Raw genomic sequence first — 16,327 nt, 5'->3', positions numbered from 1 at the left:
CGTTGTCCCAGAACCGCTACCCACTTCCGGGCGACATGCATTAAGCGGGGCTCAGACGCGATAGTAGCGGTTGGCCCGGCGTTCGGCTTCCTTCATCGCATCCTCAGGCGACATCTGGCCGGTAACGGCGGCGGCATACATGTCGACCAGAACATAGTCGGCCATGGTCGCTGCCGAGGCGTAGCCGAGCGGGCCGGCATAGCCGTTCGGGCGCAGCTTTTCCGAGGCGCGCGCATAGGGCGCGTGCACCGGATCTGCCGTCCAGATCGGGTTCTTGGCGAAAGCCTTGAGCGGCTGGCAGCAATAGGCGCTGGAGCCCTGGATCCAGGCGTTCATCTGGTCGGCCTCCATCATGAACTTGATGTAGGCCTTTGCGGCTTCCGGATATTTTGTGTGCTTGAAGAGAAGCAGCGAGCTCGTCTGGCAAAGCTCGACGCTCTTGCCGACAGGGCCGATCGGGAAGTTCGTCGTGCGGATATCCTTGGCGATCTCGGCGAGCTTCGGGTCGTTCTTGGCCGTGTAATAGACCGAGACGCCGTTGGCGATCAGCGAGACCTGGCCGGCCAGGAAGGCGCGGTTGTTGTTGACGTCCTGCCAGCTCTCCGTGCCCGGAATGAAGGTCGCGTAGAGTTCCTTGGCATAGTTGATCGAAGCCAGCGTCTCCGGGCTGTTGATCGTCACCTTGCCGCTTTCGTCGACCATCATGCCGTTATGGCTCCAGAGCAGCCAATGGGCGTAGTTGTTGCCGTCGCCGACCGCCTTGCCGTGCGGGAAGCCGGCGGGCGTGCCCTTTGCCTTCATCGCCTTGCAGAGCTCGAGGAAGCCTGCGGTATCGTTCGGGAATTCGTTGAAACCGGCCGCCTTCACATGGCTGTCGCGGTAGACGACGGCATTGCCGATGGCCGTCAACGGCATGGCGATGAAGGTGTCGCCGCGCGTCGCATACCCCTTCACGCCGTCGTACCAGCCCTCATATTTGTTGCCGAGATAGTTGCCGAGTTCGGTGAGATCGACCAGCTTGTCTGGATACTGGTGGGCGTCGTCAAACCAGCACATGATGAGATCCGGGCCGGAGCCGACATTGGCGGCGACCGCAGCCTTCGGGCGGATGTCTTCCCAGCTTTCCTTGTCGATGCGCACCTCGACGCCGGTCGCTTCGGTGAATTTCTTGGTGTTGGCAAGCCAGGCCTCCTCGTCGCCCTTGACGAAGGGCGTCCAGCGAAGCAGGCGAAGGCTGGCACCGCTTTCCGGCGTGTAGCTCGGCTCGGCCTGCGCCAGGGATGGCCGGATGCCGAGGCCGGCGGCGCCGGCGACGGCAGCCGAGGCGGCAAGAAAGTCACGTCTTCTGATCCTCATGAGATTCCTCCTCATCAAAAAGCGGGTGCGAATTCCCCGGCGTTCACCTCCCGCTTGGCGAACGACGATCCTTGCATTCCTGAGAGGGAATGCGGCTGGCCTGCAGGCGACGAGAGGGCTCCTCCACCCTCGACCCGCCGCCGTACAGCGTCAGTCGGTCAATCTCCGGCCGCTCTCGGCATCGAAGAGATGAACATGCGCGGCGTCGATGCCGACGCGCAGGATTTCGCCCGGCCGCGCATTGACGCGTTCGCGGAACACGCAGCTGACATCGCTGCCACCGAGCTTGAGGGTGAGATGTGTCTCGTAGCCGGTCGGCTCGATCACCACGATTTCGCCGGGCAGGCCATTGGCGTCGAGCAGGATGTATTCGGGACGAAGGCCGTAGACGAGGTCGCGGCCGATGGCGTCGGCCGGCGGATTGGCGACCGGCAGCGCCGTGCCGTCGGAGGCCCTGAACTGTGTCGGGTTTTCCGGATTGAGCCTGCCCTTGATCATGTTCATCGCCGGCGAACCGATGAAGCCGCCGACGAAGAGATTGGCCGGCTTGTCGTAAAGCTCGAGCGGCGAACCGATCTGCTCGACGATGCCGTCATGCATGACGACGATCTTGTCGGCCATGGTCATCGCCTCGATCTGGTCGTGGGTGACGTAAACCGTGGTGGTTTTCAGCCGCTGGTGCAGTTCCTTGATCTCGGCGCGCATGGCGACGCGCAGCTTGGCATCGAGGTTGGACAGCGGCTCGTCGAACAGGAAGACCTCCGGATCGCGCACGATCGCCCGGCCCATGGCGACACGCTGGCGCTGGCCGCCGGAAAGCTGGCGCGGATAACGGTCGAGCAATTTGTCGAGGCCGAGGATGCCGGCGGCATATTTCACCCGCTTTTCGGCCTCCGCCTTCGGCGCCTTGTTCAGCATCAGCGAGAAGCCCATGTTCTGCTCCACCGTCATATGCGGATAGAGCGCATAGTTCTGAAACACCATGGCGATGTCCCGGTCCTTCGGCGGCAGCGTGTTGACGACGCGCCCGCCGATCTTGATCTCGCCGCCGGAAATGTTTTCGAGCCCTGCCAGCATCCGCAGAAGGGTCGACTTGCCGCAGCCCGAGGGGCCGACCAGGATGACGAATTCCCCATCGGCAATGTCGATATCCACCCCCCTGATGACAGGATGCACACCGAACGATTTCCGCACATCCGCGAATTGAACGCCTGCCATACTCACTCCTCCCAGAAATCAGCGTTACATGCTTTAAGTATTCGTATCTCACTCTGTCTTCGGCGGCTGCCATCATCTCTCCCAAGTCCTTCAGCCACCGCAATCCCGCATCTGTGGGGATGGGCCTCCTTCGCCCTCCCCTTAATCTCCTCGGGACGCACCCGGAGCGTCTTCGGCGAGATAGACCTCGATGAGCTCGTCGACGCTGGTTTCGGCGGTAAAACCCAGCTGCGTCGCGCGGTCAGGCGCAAAGGATTTCGGCCATCCGGCGACGATCCCTTCGATGACCTCGTCGCGGCGGCGGTCGATCAAGCCGACCGCCTCGGGGCCGGCCGCCCGGCGCAAAGCGGCGATCTGATCGGCAACGGTTGCGGCAACGCCGGGCATGGTCAGCGTGCGCCGCGCGCCCAGCGACGAAGTGTCGAGCGTCGCGGCGTGGATCAGGAATTTGACGGCGGAACGTGGGCTTGCCAGCCAGTGCTTGACCGTTTCCTCCACCGGAAGAACGGCGCGCTGGCCGGCGAGCGGCTCCCGCAGGATCCCGGAAAAGAAGCCGGATGCGGCGGCGTTCGGCGCACCGGGCCGGATCACGATGGTCGGCAATCGAATTCCCACACCGTCGATGAAGCCGCGGCGTGAATAGTCGGCGAGCAGAAGCTCGGATATCGCCTTTTGCACGCCATAGCTGGTGAGCGGCGCCTGGACGTAATCGTCGGGGATCGGATCGGGAAACGGCGAGCCGTAGACCGCAATCGACGAAGAGAAGACGAAGCGGGGAACATAGGCTTGCCGGCTTCCCTCATGACGGATTGCCTCCAGCAACGCACGCGTTCCATCGAGATTGACCCGGTAGCCGAGTTCGAAATTGCGCTCGGCCTCGCCGGAAACGATCGCGGCGAGATGGAAGATCACGTCGGCCCGGCGAGCCGCCAGCGCTTGCGCCGCATCGCCTTCGGAAATATCGGCAGCCAGGGCTTCGACCGAGGCTACGGCGCCTGATGGCACTGGCGGCGGGGCGATATCCACAAGCGTCATGCGGGTGATCGTTTGAGCACCGAGCGAACCGCTGCGCGCCAAGCTGGCGGCGAGCTTGCGGCCGATCATTCCTCCCGCCCCGATAATGAGAATATGCATCCTATTCCCCCTGTCTTCGATGTCTCGTCTCTGCCGCTCTTTGCCTGCGAACTACGCTAGGAGCAGCTTGGTTGTCGTATAAATGCGGGTTTCATGGATCGCGAAGGCCGCGCATGCGGCATCCGGATCTCGCGTCTCCAGACCGGCGAGGATCAACCGGTGATCGGAGATGCTCGTGGCGATCGTTCCGGGCTGCGATACGACGCGCCTGCGGTGGCTGAGAAGATAAGAATAGAGGTCGGCGGCCATGTCGGCGAGCACCGCATTGCCGCTGGAGCGGTAGATGGCGGTATGAAACTCACGGTCACAGATCAAGAAACGCACAGGATCGTCACAGGCAGCTTCCTGTGCCGCGATCGACTTGCCGAGATAATCAAGCGTTGACGCTTCCATCTTGACCGCGGCAGCCCTGACCACCTGCGCTTCGATCAGCAGCCGCGCCTCATGGACATTGTCGAGACTATAGGCCGCAATGTCCCGATAGCGCGCCGCCTGGACAGCCAATTCGCCGACATCTTCAGATGCCACCACCGTGCGCGTTCCCTGCGTAACCGAGAGAATTCCATGCGTGGAGAGGATGAGGATCGCGCCGCGGACGGTCTCGCGGCTGACCGAGAGCGCGGCGGCCAGGTCACGTTCACTGGGCAGCGGGTCGCCGGTTTTGAGGATGCCGGTGGCGATGAAGGTCGCAATCTTCTGGACGACGAAGTCTTTCATCGACTTCTTCGGCGCTCCCCCAAGCGTCGCAACCTCTTCGAGCATGGCTCGTACATCCATCGCCATGCCCTCCCCCTGGGGTCTGCTGGTCCGGTAAGTGGGCCAGTAGACCTCGGGCGCAAAGGATTGTCAAACGCTTGAGGTAAACAATCCACTCCGCTAATTTGGAGCAGTTTTATGAAGGGCAAGATCGGCACGCGGAGAAAGTTCATCCCGGCCAAAACCAGCTGGCCGCGGACAAGCTGCCGTTCGCGATGCTCAAGCCGCGCTTAAAGCTTTGCCCAGCCGTTTGATCGCCTGCTCCAGCGGCCGCTGGCCGTCGCAATAATCCTCCCAGGCTGACGATTTCGACAGCAGTGCCGGCACAGTGCGGATGGTGAAGCGTTTCGGGTCGAGATCGGATTTGACCTGGGTCCAGGTCAGCGGCATCGAGACGGTGGCGCCCGGCCGAGCCCGGGGCGACAATGGCGCCACAGCCGTCGCCATCCGATCGTTGCGGAGATAGTCGAGGAAGATGCGGCCGTTCCGCAGGCTCTTGGTCATCTTGATCAGATAGAGATCGGGATTGTCGCGCGCCATCTGCTGGCAGACGTCGTGCGCGAAGCCCTTCGCTTCTGCCCAGGAAAGCGGCTTGCGCTTGTTGATCGCAAGCGGCGTGACGACGTGCACACCCTTGCCGCCTGTGGTCTTGCAGAAACTGACGAGACCCAGCGCGTCGAGACGGTCGCGCATTTCGCGGGCGGCGGAAACGACCGTCGAGAACGGCACGTCGGGTCCGGGGTCGAGGTCGAATACCAGCCGGCCCGGTACCTCCGGCTTATGCGGTTCGCAATTCCAGGGGTGCAGCTCGACGGCGCCGATCTGCGCCACGGCAGCCAGACCCTCGACCCGGTCGATCTGCAGATAGGGCTTTTTGTCGCCGAAGACCTTGACCAGTTCGAGAAGGTTGGAGGTGCCGGGCATTGCATGGCGCTGGAAGAATTGCTCGCCGCCAAGCCCATCGGGCGTACGGATTATCGAACAGGGGCGCCCCTCGATATGCGCGATCATCCAGCTGCCGACGGCTTCATAATAGCGGCCCAGTTCTTCCTTGGTAACCGGCCTGCCGTCATTGGCATCCTGCCATAGCGGTTTGTCCGGATTGGAGATCATCACGCCCATCACCTCGGCTTTGGCGCCTTTGCGGCGGGTGGGCTTCGCCATCACCTCGGCCAACGGCTCCGGCACGTCGGTCTCTGCCGGTTTGGCCGGCCGTTCGGCCTTGACCTCCCTGGCCGGTTTGTCCTCGCGCAGGCCCTTGAAGGCCGCCTGGCGGACGATACCGTCGGCGGTCCAGCCGGCAAACTCGATTTCCGCCACGAGCTTGGGCTTCACCCAGGTGACCTCGGCCTCCTTCTTCGGCGCGCCGATGCCGGTAAAGGGCGATTTTGCCGCCTCGAGCGCTTGCAGTTTCGGAAGCAGCGTTTCCACTTTCTTGGCGCCATATCCCGTGCCGACGCGGCCGACATAGACGAAGTGGTCGCCGCGGTAGACGCCGACCAGCAAGGATCGGAATTTACCGTTGGTCTTGGCATAGGCGCCGATCACCACTTCGTGGCCGGCGCGGCATTTTGACTTCGCCCAGCTTTCGGTGCGGCCGGATTGATAGGGTGCATCGCTTTGTTTGGATACGATGCCTTCCAGAGAGAGCTTGCAGGCGGAGCGGAGGACCGCATCGCCGCCGGTTTCGAAATGCTCGACGAAACCGAGCCGAGGGTCATCGCCGGCATCCGACAGCAGGCTTTGAAGCCGGGCCTTGCGCTCGACGACAGGCAGGGATCGCAAGTCCTCGCCACCCTCGTAAAGAAGGTCGAAGGCGAAATAGACGAGATCGCCCGTCTTGCCTTCCGAAATGGCCGCCTGCAGGGCTGCGAAATCCGGCGCACCATGGTCGTCGAGAGCGCAGATTTCGCCGTCGATGATGGCGTCGGGCAGCGCGGATGCCGCCTCGGCGATCTCCGGATATTTGCCGGTCCAGTCAAGCCCTTTGCGGGTCTTCAGCGTCACCTCGCCGTCGAGTATGCGCATCTGGATACGGTAGCCGTCGAACTTGATCTCGTGAATCCAGCCCTCGCCGGCCGGCGGCCGCTCCAGGGTCTGGCAAAGCTGCGGTGCGATGAAATCCGGGAGGTCGACACTTCCAGCCGTTTTCGGCGTCCTGTCGGCTCGCGCCTCCACCTTCCCGTCTTCTGCGGCCAGCCCGTGATTGCTGTCCCAGACGGCATCCGACTTGATATCGCCGCCCTTGATCATGAACGGCTTCGGCTTGCGGCCCTTGCCGGCGGCAATCGTATCCATCGTCCGGCCGGAGGCGACGGAGGTGTCGTTCTCTTCCAGGACGGCTGCGCCATCCGCCTCGACCGAGAACGCGTCGTGGTGCTTGATCAGCAGCCAGTTGGTTCGCTTGCCGCCATCGCGATCATTGCGCATGCGCACCAGAACGAAGCTGCCGTGCAGCCTTTCACCTTCCAGCGTGAACTTGAAATCGCCCTTGGCAAGCGCCTGCTCCGGGCTCTTCTTTCCCTCGGGCTCCCAATAGCCGCGGTCCCACAACATCACCGTGCCGCCGCCATATTGTCCTTTCGGGATCGTGCCTTCAAAGTCGCCATAATCGAGCGGGTGATCTTCGACCTCGACGGCCAGCCGCTTGTCGTGGGGATCGAGCGATGGGCCTTTGGTGACAGCCCAGGATTTGAACACGCCGTCGAGCTCGAGCCGCAGGTCGTAATGCAGCCGCGTGGCGTCATGTTTCTGGATGACGAAGCGACGGCGGTTGCTGCGTGCGATCTGCTTCTCGCCGCTCGGCTCCGCCGTTTTTTGAAAGTCGCGCTTCGATCGATAGGTCGATAGGTTGTCATTGGCCATGGTCGTTTCCGAATCAGCATCCCCAAAGCACGAAATGCCGCCTGGCCGCTGGAAGTTCCATGAGGGCAGCATCGCAGCGGACGGCTGTTCAGCTCATCCGATTTGCCGGCGACCGGAGGCGATGAAAAAATTTCGCCGTCGTCTCGTATCGTTCTCCTGCTTCAAACGTTAATTTCTACCACCGGGATGCAAACATGCGCATTGACCAATGGCTCTCTCTTCTCATCATCGCGCTCATGATGGGCGCCTTCGTCTGGGGTCGTTATCGATACGACCTCGTCGCCGTGAGTTCCCTTCTCGTTGCCGTCACTGCCGGCATCGTGCCTGCCAAAATCGCTTTTTCCGGTTTTTCAGATGACATTGTCATCATCGTCGGCAGTGCGCTGATCGTCAGTGCGGCGATATCGAGATCGGGGATCATGGATCTGGCGCTGCGCCGATTTTCTCCCGAAAGACGCGGGCCGCGGATGCAGCTGATCATCCTGGTTGCCATCGTCGCGGCGCTCTCGGCTTTCGTCAAAAATATCGGTGCGCTGGCGATCATGATCCCGGTTGCCGTGCAGATGGCCCGGAAATCACGCGTATCACCGTCGATGTTCCTGATGCCGATGTCTTTCGCCTCTCTGCTCGGAGGGCTTATGACGCAGATCGGCACATCGCCGAATATCATCGTTTCCCGGGTGCGCGAGGAGATCACCGGGCAGCCGTTCACGATGTTCGATTATACGCCCGTCGGCCTGGCGCTCTCGGTCGCCGGCGTTGTCTTTCTCGGGCTGTTCTACAAGCTGCTTCCTGAAAGATCGCGGGTGGAAACCTCGATGGACGAGGCGGTAGCGATCAAGAACTATACGACCGAGGCCAAGGTCATCATGCCGTCGGGGGCGATTGGCCGGTCCGTCAGCTGGCTGCAGAAGCCGGCCGGCGGCGATGCGATGGTGACCGCGATTATCGGCGGCGGCGGCCAAAGACGAACGCCCCTTCCCGACACTGTGCTCAAGGATGGCGACCTTCTTATTATCGAGGGCGAGCAAAGCGCCCTCGATAAGATCGTCAGTGAAGCCAAGCTTCAACTGTCCGATCGTAAACACGAGGCCGAGACGCGCCAGGACATCAGTTCCGTCGAAGCCATCGTCGGCGAACATTCCCGCCTGATTGGCGTCAGCGCAAAAGACGTCGCTCTCTTCCACAATACCGGCCTCAACCTTCTTGCCGTCAGCCGCCGGGACAGGCGCTTCACCGAGCGTCTGGGCGAGATCAAGATCCGCAACGGCGACGTCGTGGTCTTGCAGGGCGACTTGCAGAAGCTGCCTGATCTTTTACGCGAATGGGGATGTTTGCCGCTGGTCGCACGCGATCTGAAGCTCGGCAATGCCCGCAACGGCATGATCCCCGTCATGATCCTGCTGGCGACGATGGGGGCGACGGCCTTCGGCGGCATTCCCGTGGCGACGGCATTTTTTGCCGCCGCCTTTCTGATGGTGGTGACCGGATCCGTTCCCCTGCGCGAAGTCTATCATCATCTCGATGCGCCCATTCTGATCATGCTGGCCGCTCTCATTCCGATCAGCGATTCGCTCAGAACCACCGGAACCACCGAAATCATCGCCGATCTGCTGTCGCGGACCGCCGAAATGCTGCCGCCATTCGGCGCCCTGACGCTCATCCTGGTTGCGGCCATGGCGGTGACGCCGTTCTTGAACAACGCCGCGACCGTTCTGGTCATGGCGCCGATCGCCGCGACCTTTGCCGCCAAGCTGGGCTTTCGGCCCGATGCGTTTCTGATGGCGGTGGCCATCGGCGCCGGTTGTGATTTCCTGACGCCGATCGGCCACCAGTGCAACACGCTGGTCATGGGGCCGGGCGGATATCGATTTGGCGATTATGCCCGATTGGGCCTGCCACTCTCGCTCATTGTCGTGCTCGTCAGTGTGCCTGCCCTGCTGGCAGTCTGGCCGATCTGACACGGCATTCAGCCCACACCGCAAGGCAATTCAGGCTGCGCCGGCGGCGCAGCCTTGCAGCGGTTTACTTCCACTGCGTCGCGTCGGCGGCAGCGCAGCCCAAAGGCGGCAGGGAACCGGCAAAGGTGGTTTTCAGCTTGGCGCAGCCCCAGCTGTTGATCGGGCCGGGCATGGCATTGTTGAGGGTGATGCCGATCTCATCATAGGGGCTGTCAGTGTTGCTGACATAGCGATACCAGCGGAAACCGGTAAAGACGACGACGGCCAGAGCGACCACCAGCAGCAGGCGAAACAATTTTCTCATTATATTTCCTTTAAATGCAGACGCCGCCGTTTAGCACTCCGATGCCGAAGCGAAAAGCTCCGGCCGGATGCAAGAGGCGACAGTTCTGCCGCGTCTTTTGCGCCTCCTGAAAAGCTGCGCGCTGTGGTAGCAATCTGAAAATACCGGGCGCAATCGATTCTTTGACGGGATCTGCAATGACCATCGAAACGGCACGCAATCCGCATCCCATCTATTTCATCGGCGCTTTTGCGACCGGTGGGCTCCTGACCTTCATGGTGCATCTGAATGGGGAACTGGCACGATACGCCAATCCGCTGTTCTCATCCTGGACCGCGCACGGCGCAGGCATGGTCGCCGCCGTCATCCTTCTTTTGGCGCTTTACCGCCGGCGCACTGCAACGGCGGGCAAAACCGCCAGGGCGCCCTTGTGGGCCTATATGGGGGGCGTATCCGGCGCCGCAACGGTCATTTTGACCTCGACTGCGGTCAACTCGCCGCTCGGGCTCTCCGGTACCTTGGCTTTGGGTTTGGCAGGCCAGGTCGCTTTCAGCCTGGCGGCCGACAATTGGGGACTGTTCGGTCTGCCGAAGCGGCGCCCGGATATGCGGGACATCGCCGCGCTCGGCCTGGTCGTCACCGGCGGCGCACTCATCATCCTGTTTGGGCGAGGTGGGGCGTGACGGTGTTCATTCTCATTGCCTGCCTCGGCGGCGTGCTCGTCGGCCTCAGCCGTCAGCTCAATGGGCGGTTGAGCATCTCGACCACGCCGCTCATCGCATCCTTCTGGAACCATGCCGTAGGCTTTATTGTGCTGACCTGTCTTGGTCTCGCTGTCGGAGGCCTGCTTCCGGCCGGCGCTGCGGAGGCCCCTTGGTATATCTATCTCGGTGGTCCGATCGGCGTCGTTTTCGTGGCGGCCGGCAGTTGGGCGATTGCGCGCATCGGCGCGGTCAATACGGCTCTGCTGATCATTGGCGGCCAGATGGTCACCAGCGTGGCGCTGGAATATGCGCGCGCCGCTCCGACCTCGTTCTGGGCGACCGCGACCGGAATTGTTCTGATCGTCGGCGGAATGATGGTCAGCCGGAGGCGACGCAAAAGCGGCGGCTCGCAATAGCCGCCGGCATTCTGCCGAAGCTGTCAGCGACGGAATATCGGCTAATTCGTGCGTCCAAGGGTGAAAAGGGCGTCCTGCAGTCTGAGTGCCGCAAGCGCCTCCGTCGCCTCATCCGGAGACCATCCCGCCTCCAGCGCCGCAGCCAGCACCAGCGATTCCGTTTGAAGCTCGAGCTTCTCGTAAAGCGGCTCAAGGGCTTCGCGCGCTGTGACAAGATGCTGGTCCGGGGGAGTGATGGATGTCGCGGCAACCGTAGGCATGAAATGCTCCTCCTATTGAACGCTAAGGTTCGAAACCCGTTAGGGGCATTCTTGTTCCGTGCAGATCACATTTTGGCCTAATCATTCATGACAGAACGTATTCTGAAATCCCGACGTCGGTACTTCGCCGTTTGAGGCCTTCTTTAGCGCCGAGCGAAAACCTTTTAAGGCCATCAGGTAAGCTACCGCATAAATGCGTAAATCGGAAGCGACTTGAGGATTGTGCCGCGATTCGGGACATTACAGCGTTGTTGGGGCGTCGTGAAAGAAGCGCCGAAGCGCCCATGTCCCACACCATCAATACTCGTTTGCCCTTGAGCAGCATGGCATCCTCGATGTTTGCAAGGCAATGACGACACCGGGCATCCCGGAAAGACAAGCAAGATACCCTGCCTTTACAAATCGATCACGATGTCGCCCTGAGGCTTTGAGCAGCAGATCAGCACGTTGCCATCCGCCGGCGCATCGACTGGGTCCGGCCGGTAGCCGACGCTCCCTGCGACAAGCCCGGTCTCGCATGTGTGACAGACGCCGGTTCGGCACGACCATCGCACCGGCACATCACAGGCCTCCGCCAGTTCGAGCAGGTTCTGGAATGTCGACTCCCAGTGCACCTCGAGACCGGTGCGCGCAAATGACACCATCGGCCCGGAGCCTGGAGACCCTGCCGGTAAGTGTGGCGGACGAGGCGGCGATGCAGACATTCCTGGGGTTATCGACGGACCGGCGCCGAACATCTCGCTGTGGATGCGATCCGGGGCGATGCCCAGGGCAGTCAGCCCGTCGGTCAAATCGCTCATGAACGTCGAGGGGCCGCAGATATAGACATCACAATAGTGTGGTAGCTTGAGCGCTCTTAGCGCCGGCACATCCAGACGGCCGGAAGCGTTGAAATCCAGCTCAGGACGATCCGCGGGATCGGGCGAACTGTAGCAAATGTGGCTGCGATGGTGGGCAAGCCTCCCAAGCAGCCCGCGCGCCTCTTCGGCAAACGGATGTTCGCGGCCGTTGCGGGTCGCGTACAGCCACCAGACTTGCCGGGTCGATGCTTCGGCCGCCAGAACGTGAAGCATCGCCAGCACTGGCGTTACGCCGATACCCGCACTTAAGAGAACAACCGGCGAGGCGCCCGGCCGCAACGTGAAACCGCCGCGTGCGGCACTTGCCTGCACGATGTCTCCAACCTGCAGTTCATCGTCGATGTAAGCGCCGGCAAGGCCGTGGGCCTCCCGTTTGACGCTGACGCGATAATGACTGGCGCTGGGTTCGCCTGACAGCGAATAGCTACGCATCATCGCCGGCGGAGAAGCTGGTTCGAGCCGCAACACCACGAACTGCCCGGGCAATACCGCGGCAACGGGTTGGCCATCCGTCGGTTCGAGCAAGAGCGAGGTCACATCGCCGCTTTCCCGCACCTTGCGCGACACACGCATAGGGCGGAAACCGCGCCATGCGGGCGGCGGACCGGACGCGGCGGCAAGCCCGGCATTTCCTGTCGCCTCTCCCTCCTCCCGTTTCTGCTTGAGCAGCGCCTCGAATGAACCACGCCAGCCGCTGCTCAGAGCCGGGATGCGCAGCGCGCGCTCCAACTGGTCACGAGGGTGGCCGGGCATATAAAGCAGCGCGTTGATCGTAAAGATATTCATGCCCTCGGGGCCGGACGCAACCTTTGTGATCTCGTTGCCTGCCTGCACCTCCCCTTCTTCGAGCACACGCAAGTAGAAACCGGGACGGCCATGTTTGACCAGCAGTGCGGCCATCTCAGGCTCGTCCATGCGTATGCCAAGCCGGTAGCAGGTGACGCGCGGCTGCGTCACCTCGAACAACGCGGCGCCGATCCGATAACGGTCTCCAACGCAGACTTCTGTGTCCGGCAAACCATCGATGGTAAAATTCTCTCCAAACTGCCCGTGGACAAAGTCGGCTCGGCGCAACTGCTCCTGCCAGTACCGGTAGGAATCGATCTGATAGACAAAGACCGCGCGGCCTTCACCGCCATGGCCGGCGAGGTCCGCTTGTCCATCGCCATCCACGTTCAGTCGCCGCACCATGCGCGGGCCGTCGACCGGCGTTTTCCAAATGGCGGTGTTGACGATCTTGCCTTGCCAAGCGATGTCGCGCGGCAGGCCCACATTGACTGAGAGCAAGCGTACCATGACATTTCTCCCGAATGACGATCACCGATAACAGGCACGCCTTTATCATAGCGCCATTGAAGGCGGTTCAGAGTGTCGATCTTAGCTCGCGATAATGTTCGGTTAATCCGGTCAAGCTGAAAGCTTTGTTGAGACCACTCGGATTGGGCAGCAGCCAGATGACGGCACCGGCAAATTCCTCGGGTTGCCGACCCCATTCAACATCGGCTCGAAGGCTGATGGCCGCATATGCCGCCTTTCCAAGAAAGGCCAAAGTGGTTGGCGCAAATGTTCGGATCTTCTTTTCCAAGACGGGCGCGGCGCTTAGATAATCCTGCCTCTTCAGCTCACTTGCGCTTTTCGTGGGACGTGAAACTGCGGATGTCAGGCCATAGCCATATTGCAATAACGCGCGCTCTCCTTCCGCCCGAAGCAACCGCGGTGTAAATCCGGCCAGATGTAATACGCGCCAAAAACGGTTGCTCGGGTTCGAGAAATTATGTCCGTCTCGAACCGCGGACAGGGCAGGGTTCAATCCGCAGAAAACGACGGAGAGACCCGGAGCGAGGATTTCCGACAATCCGCCGTTCGGCATCGTGGCATCGTCTGGGCCGTCCCCGGATATGGCATTGTCTTGCATTGCAGTATCCCTGTCGGGTGGAAATGCGCCGGGTCGGTCGAACGAGCTTCGTCCTTAACACCGTCGGCGTGACAGTGTTCTTCTAGGCCGACGGCCCGCAGTAGCCAAACGCCGGGGGCAAAGCGCAGGGCAATCCCGATAGGAGCTGAAATCCCAGGGTTGTCGCAGAACTGCCCTGGACGGCGGAGAATGCCTCCCCGCCGCAGATCATTCAAATCAAGCCGTTCTCAGACGAGGTATTTCTTAAACCAGTCGACCGTGCGCTGCCAGGCGAGCTTGGCCGCCGCTTCGTCGTAGCGCGGCGTGGAATCATTGTGGAAGCCGTGATTGACGTCGGGGTAGACATAGGCTTCGTAGGTTTTTTGCGACGATTTCAGCGCGGCTTCATAGGCCGGCCAGCCGTCGGTGATGCCCTTGTCCAGCCCGGCATAATGGAGAAGCAGGGGCGCCTTGATCTTCGGCACGTCCTCGGCGCGCGGTTGCCTGCCGTAGAACGGCACGGCTGCGGCAAGCTCCGGATAGGCGACCGCCGCAGCATTGGCGACGCCGCCGCCGTAGCAGAAGCCGGTGATGCCGACCTTGCCGGTGGTGAGGTCGCTCTTCATCAGAAACTCCACGGCCGCGAAGAAGTCGTTCATCAGCTTTTCCGGGTCGACCTTCTGCTGCAGATCCCGCCCCTTCTCGTCGTTGCCGGGATAACCTCCGACTGACGTCAGTCCATCCGGCGCCAGCGCGATGAACCCGGCCTTTGCCACGCGCCGCGCCACATCTTCGATATAGGGGTTCAGGCCTCTGTTCTCGTGCACGACCACCACGGCCGCGACTTTGCCGGCGGCTTTTGCGGGGCGGACGAGATAGGCGCGGACATCTCCATTTCCTTTCGGCGAGGGATAGGTGATGTATTCGGCTGATATGTCGGGATCGGTGAACTCCACCTGGGTCGCCAGCGCATAGTCCGGGCTCAGCGACGAAAGAATGGCGGCTGCCGTCAGCCCGCCGACGGCGAATTTGCCGGCCCGGTCGAGAAACTCGCGCTTGGTAATCCTCCCGTGCGCGTAATAATCATAGAGTTCGAGAAGTTCCTGAGGGAAATCCTTGGCTGTCATGCGGGTCATGATGGCTCCTCCTTGCCTTCGGGTCTCGCGCCATCCTACACACGTAAACTCATGTGTCTTTTCAACATTTCGCGAGTCCCGCGTGTGGCTGTCGGGACGATCACCGGCTGCTGCAAAGGACGCTGAATTCGCCGCTGCTTCAAGCGGTGCGGGCTATTTCCTTCGGCAATCCGCATCCGGCGGGTCGCAGCCAACAATCGGCGCCATCCGCCGGTCTATGAAAATTAATTTCACGCTCGCGCTTTGAGGCCCGTTTTCTATTGACGCCTCTCGATTTTTGTCCCAACTTAAAGAAAATAAATTACTTAATTGGGAACTTGATCGGCATGAAAGTGGGAATCATCGGGCTGGGATTCCGGCTCGGCTATCTCGGATATGTGTTCAAAGCGATCGATAGCAGCTTCGACATTGTCGGCTATGTCGATCCGGAACCTGCCGGACTTCCCGGATTGACGGAAAAGGGAGTTTCGGTCGGCAAGGCCTATGCTTCGCCAGAGGAGTTGCTGGCGTCCGAAAAGCTCGATCTGCTGATGATCGGCTCTCCCAATCACCTGCATCTCGATCATATCAGGCTCGGGTTGCAAGCCGGTCTCAAGGTCTTCTGCGAAAAGCCGATCGTGACCACAATCGCCGAAAGCATCGAGCTTGCCCATCTGATGGCGAAATTCGGCCATGAGCGGCTGATGGTCGGTCTGGTGCTGCGTTATTCCCCGCTTTATAAGGATCTGCGCGCCATCCAGGCCGAGGGCAAACTCGGCCAGATCGTCTCGATCGAGGCTTCCGAGCACATCGAGCCTTATCACGGCGCCTTCTTCATGCGCGACTGGCGCCGTTATGAGCGCTATTCCGGCAGCTTCATGCTGGAGAAATGCTGCCACGACCTCGACCTTTATAATGGTGTCGTCGGCGCGCGGCCGGAACGGGTGGCAAGCTTCGGTGGCCGCAAGAGCTTCATTCCGGCCAACGACCCGGCCCGCGAAGGGATCAACGATCTCGAGCTTTTCCACCGCAAGCCGAGCGGCTGGATGGGATCGGACAAGGTCTTCGACAGCGATGCCGACATCATCGATTATCAGGTGGCGATCGTTGAATATGAAAATGGCGTCGGCATGAACTTCCACACCAATCTGAACGTGCCCGATCAGTTCCGCCGTTTCGCCATCATGGGTTCGCGCGGCATGGCCGAAGGCGATTTCGTGCGCGGCTATCTCGATGTGCATGAGCAGCTGACCGGCAAGAAGGTCGTGGAAAATAAATATGCCGCCACCGAACTTTCTCAGCATTACGGCGCCGACGAACAGATGGCGAGCGATCTGCTGGAAAGCGTGCGCACCGGGCTTGAACTTCCGGTTTCCACGCTGAACGCGCTCGAAGCTGGCATCCTCGCCTTGGCGATGGATGAGGCGAGGATGAAGAAAACCGTCGTCGACCTGCGTCCCATCTGGGACCGCTTCGACGAGGCGCTCCACGCAAGAGCGGCTTGA

The 16,327-nt window shown here is 61.3% G+C and carries 14 protein-coding genes; 4 read left to right on the top strand and 10 right to left on the bottom strand.

What is annotated here, in order from left to right:
- Positions 1-51 precede the first annotated feature (51 nt).
- The 5 genes from CO657_RS29225 to ligD form a co-directional block, all read right to left on the bottom strand.
- Positions 52-1,356: an ABC transporter substrate-binding protein gene (locus tag CO657_RS29225; protein ID WP_054184535.1), complete on the bottom strand. Its 1,305-nt coding sequence runs from the start codon at positions 1,354-1,356 to the stop codon at positions 52-54.
- A 150-nt stretch (positions 1,357-1,506) separates the two neighbouring features.
- Positions 1,507-2,574: an ABC transporter ATP-binding protein gene (locus tag CO657_RS29220; protein ID WP_054184536.1), complete on the bottom strand. Its 1,068-nt coding sequence runs from the start codon at positions 2,572-2,574 to the stop codon at positions 1,507-1,509.
- Positions 2,575-2,715: 141 nt separating this feature from the next.
- Complete coding sequence (gene denD, locus CO657_RS29215; RefSeq protein WP_054184537.1) at positions 2,716-3,708, bottom strand: D-erythronate dehydrogenase; 993 nt, start codon at positions 3,706-3,708, stop codon at positions 2,716-2,718.
- Positions 3,709-3,759: 51 nt separating this feature from the next.
- Entirely contained in the window at positions 3,760-4,485 is a 726-nt protein-coding gene (locus CO657_RS29210; protein ID WP_054184538.1) for a FadR/GntR family transcriptional regulator, read from the bottom strand.
- A 198-nt stretch (positions 4,486-4,683) separates the two neighbouring features.
- The gene (gene ligD, locus CO657_RS29205; protein WP_054184539.1) at positions 4,684-7,329 is read right to left on the bottom strand and encodes a DNA ligase D; all 2,646 of its coding nucleotides are present in this window, start codon (positions 7,327-7,329) and stop codon (positions 4,684-4,686) included.
- 194 nt (positions 7,330-7,523) lie between these two features.
- On the opposite strand from ligD, the gene CO657_RS29200 reads away from it, so the two are divergent.
- A complete protein-coding gene (locus CO657_RS29200; RefSeq protein ID WP_054184540.1) occupies positions 7,524-9,290 on the top strand; it encodes an SLC13 family permease in 1,767 nt (588 codons plus the stop codon).
- A 64-nt stretch (positions 9,291-9,354) separates the two neighbouring features.
- Here CO657_RS29200 and CO657_RS29195 read toward each other — a convergent pair whose 3' ends face one another.
- The gene (locus CO657_RS29195; protein WP_003594756.1) at positions 9,355-9,594 is read right to left on the bottom strand and encodes a hypothetical protein; all 240 of its coding nucleotides are present in this window, start codon (positions 9,592-9,594) and stop codon (positions 9,355-9,357) included.
- A gap of 176 nt (positions 9,595-9,770) precedes the next feature.
- Here CO657_RS29195 and CO657_RS29190 point away from each other — a divergent pair, with 176 nt between their 5' ends.
- Positions 9,771-10,256: a DMT family transporter gene (locus CO657_RS29190; RefSeq protein ID WP_054184541.1), complete on the top strand. Its 486-nt coding sequence runs from the start codon at positions 9,771-9,773 to the stop codon at positions 10,254-10,256.
- Positions 10,253-10,693, top strand: a complete 441-nt coding sequence (locus CO657_RS29185; protein WP_054184542.1) for a DMT family transporter — start codon at positions 10,253-10,255, stop codon at positions 10,691-10,693. Before CO657_RS29190 ends, CO657_RS29185 begins: the two co-directional genes overlap by 4 nt.
- A 41-nt stretch (positions 10,694-10,734) precedes the next feature.
- Here CO657_RS29185 and CO657_RS29180 read toward each other — a convergent pair whose 3' ends face one another.
- The 4 genes from CO657_RS29180 to yghX form a co-directional block, all read right to left on the bottom strand.
- Entirely contained in the window at positions 10,735-10,953 is a 219-nt protein-coding gene (locus tag CO657_RS29180; RefSeq protein WP_003594761.1) for a hypothetical protein, read from the bottom strand.
- A gap of 395 nt (positions 10,954-11,348) precedes the next feature.
- Positions 11,349-13,109, bottom strand: a complete 1,761-nt coding sequence (locus CO657_RS29175; RefSeq protein ID WP_054184543.1) for an MOSC and FAD-binding oxidoreductase domain-containing protein — start codon at positions 13,107-13,109, stop codon at positions 11,349-11,351.
- A 67-nt stretch (positions 13,110-13,176) separates the two neighbouring features.
- Positions 13,177-13,728 carry a G/U mismatch-specific DNA glycosylase gene (mug, locus tag CO657_RS29170; RefSeq protein WP_054184544.1) on the bottom strand — a complete coding sequence of 184 codons (552 nt, stop codon included), beginning with the start codon at positions 13,726-13,728 and terminating at the stop codon, positions 13,177-13,179.
- Between the two features lie 227 nt (positions 13,729-13,955).
- Positions 13,956-14,843, bottom strand: coding sequence for a YghX family hydrolase (gene yghX / locus CO657_RS29165; protein WP_054184545.1), 888 nt, complete (start codon positions 14,841-14,843; stop codon positions 13,956-13,958).
- 326 nt (positions 14,844-15,169) lie between these two features.
- Between yghX and CO657_RS29160 the strand changes: the two genes are divergently transcribed.
- Positions 15,170-16,327, top strand: coding sequence for a Gfo/Idh/MocA family protein (locus CO657_RS29160; RefSeq protein WP_003594794.1), 1,158 nt, complete (start codon positions 15,170-15,172; stop codon positions 16,325-16,327).

It is taken from the genome of Rhizobium acidisoli (assembly GCF_002531755.2).
Classification (GTDB): Bacteria; Pseudomonadota; Alphaproteobacteria; order Rhizobiales; family Rhizobiaceae; genus Rhizobium; species Rhizobium acidisoli.
The sequence above is the reverse complement of the archived record's forward strand: the minus strand, read 5'-3'. Positions and strand labels throughout refer to the sequence as shown.

Coding starts and splice junctions, on each gene's coding strand:
- CO657_RS29225 (WP_054184535.1), bottom strand. CDS start 1,356: ATGAGGATCAGAAGACGTGACTTTCTTGCCGCCTCGGCTGCCGTCGCC.
- CO657_RS29220 (WP_054184536.1), bottom strand. CDS start 2,574: ATGGCAGGCGTTCAATTCGCGGATGTGCGGAAATCGTTCGGTGTGCAT.
- denD (WP_054184537.1), bottom strand. CDS start 3,708: ATGCATATTCTCATTATCGGGGCGGGAGGAATGATCGGCCGCAAGCTC.
- CO657_RS29210 (WP_054184538.1), bottom strand. CDS start 4,485: ATGGATGTACGAGCCATGCTCGAAGAGGTTGCGACGCTTGGGGGAGCG.
- ligD (WP_054184539.1), bottom strand. CDS start 7,329: ATGGCCAATGACAACCTATCGACCTATCGATCGAAGCGCGACTTTCAA.
- CO657_RS29200 (WP_054184540.1), top strand. CDS start 7,524: ATGCGCATTGACCAATGGCTCTCTCTTCTCATCATCGCGCTCATGATG.
- CO657_RS29195 (WP_003594756.1), bottom strand. CDS start 9,594: ATGAGAAAATTGTTTCGCCTGCTGCTGGTGGTCGCTCTGGCCGTCGTC.
- CO657_RS29190 (WP_054184541.1), top strand. CDS start 9,771: ATGACCATCGAAACGGCACGCAATCCGCATCCCATCTATTTCATCGGC.
- CO657_RS29180 (WP_003594761.1), bottom strand. CDS start 10,953: ATGCCTACGGTTGCCGCGACATCCATCACTCCCCCGGACCAGCATCTT.
- CO657_RS29175 (WP_054184543.1), bottom strand. CDS start 13,109: ATGGTACGCTTGCTCTCAGTCAATGTGGGCCTGCCGCGCGACATCGCT.
- mug (WP_054184544.1), bottom strand. CDS start 13,728: ATGCAAGACAATGCCATATCCGGGGACGGCCCAGACGATGCCACGATG.
- yghX (WP_054184545.1), bottom strand. CDS start 14,843: ATGACCCGCATGACAGCCAAGGATTTCCCTCAGGAACTTCTCGAACTC.
- CO657_RS29160 (WP_003594794.1), top strand. CDS start 15,170: ATGAAAGTGGGAATCATCGGGCTGGGATTCCGGCTCGGCTATCTCGGA.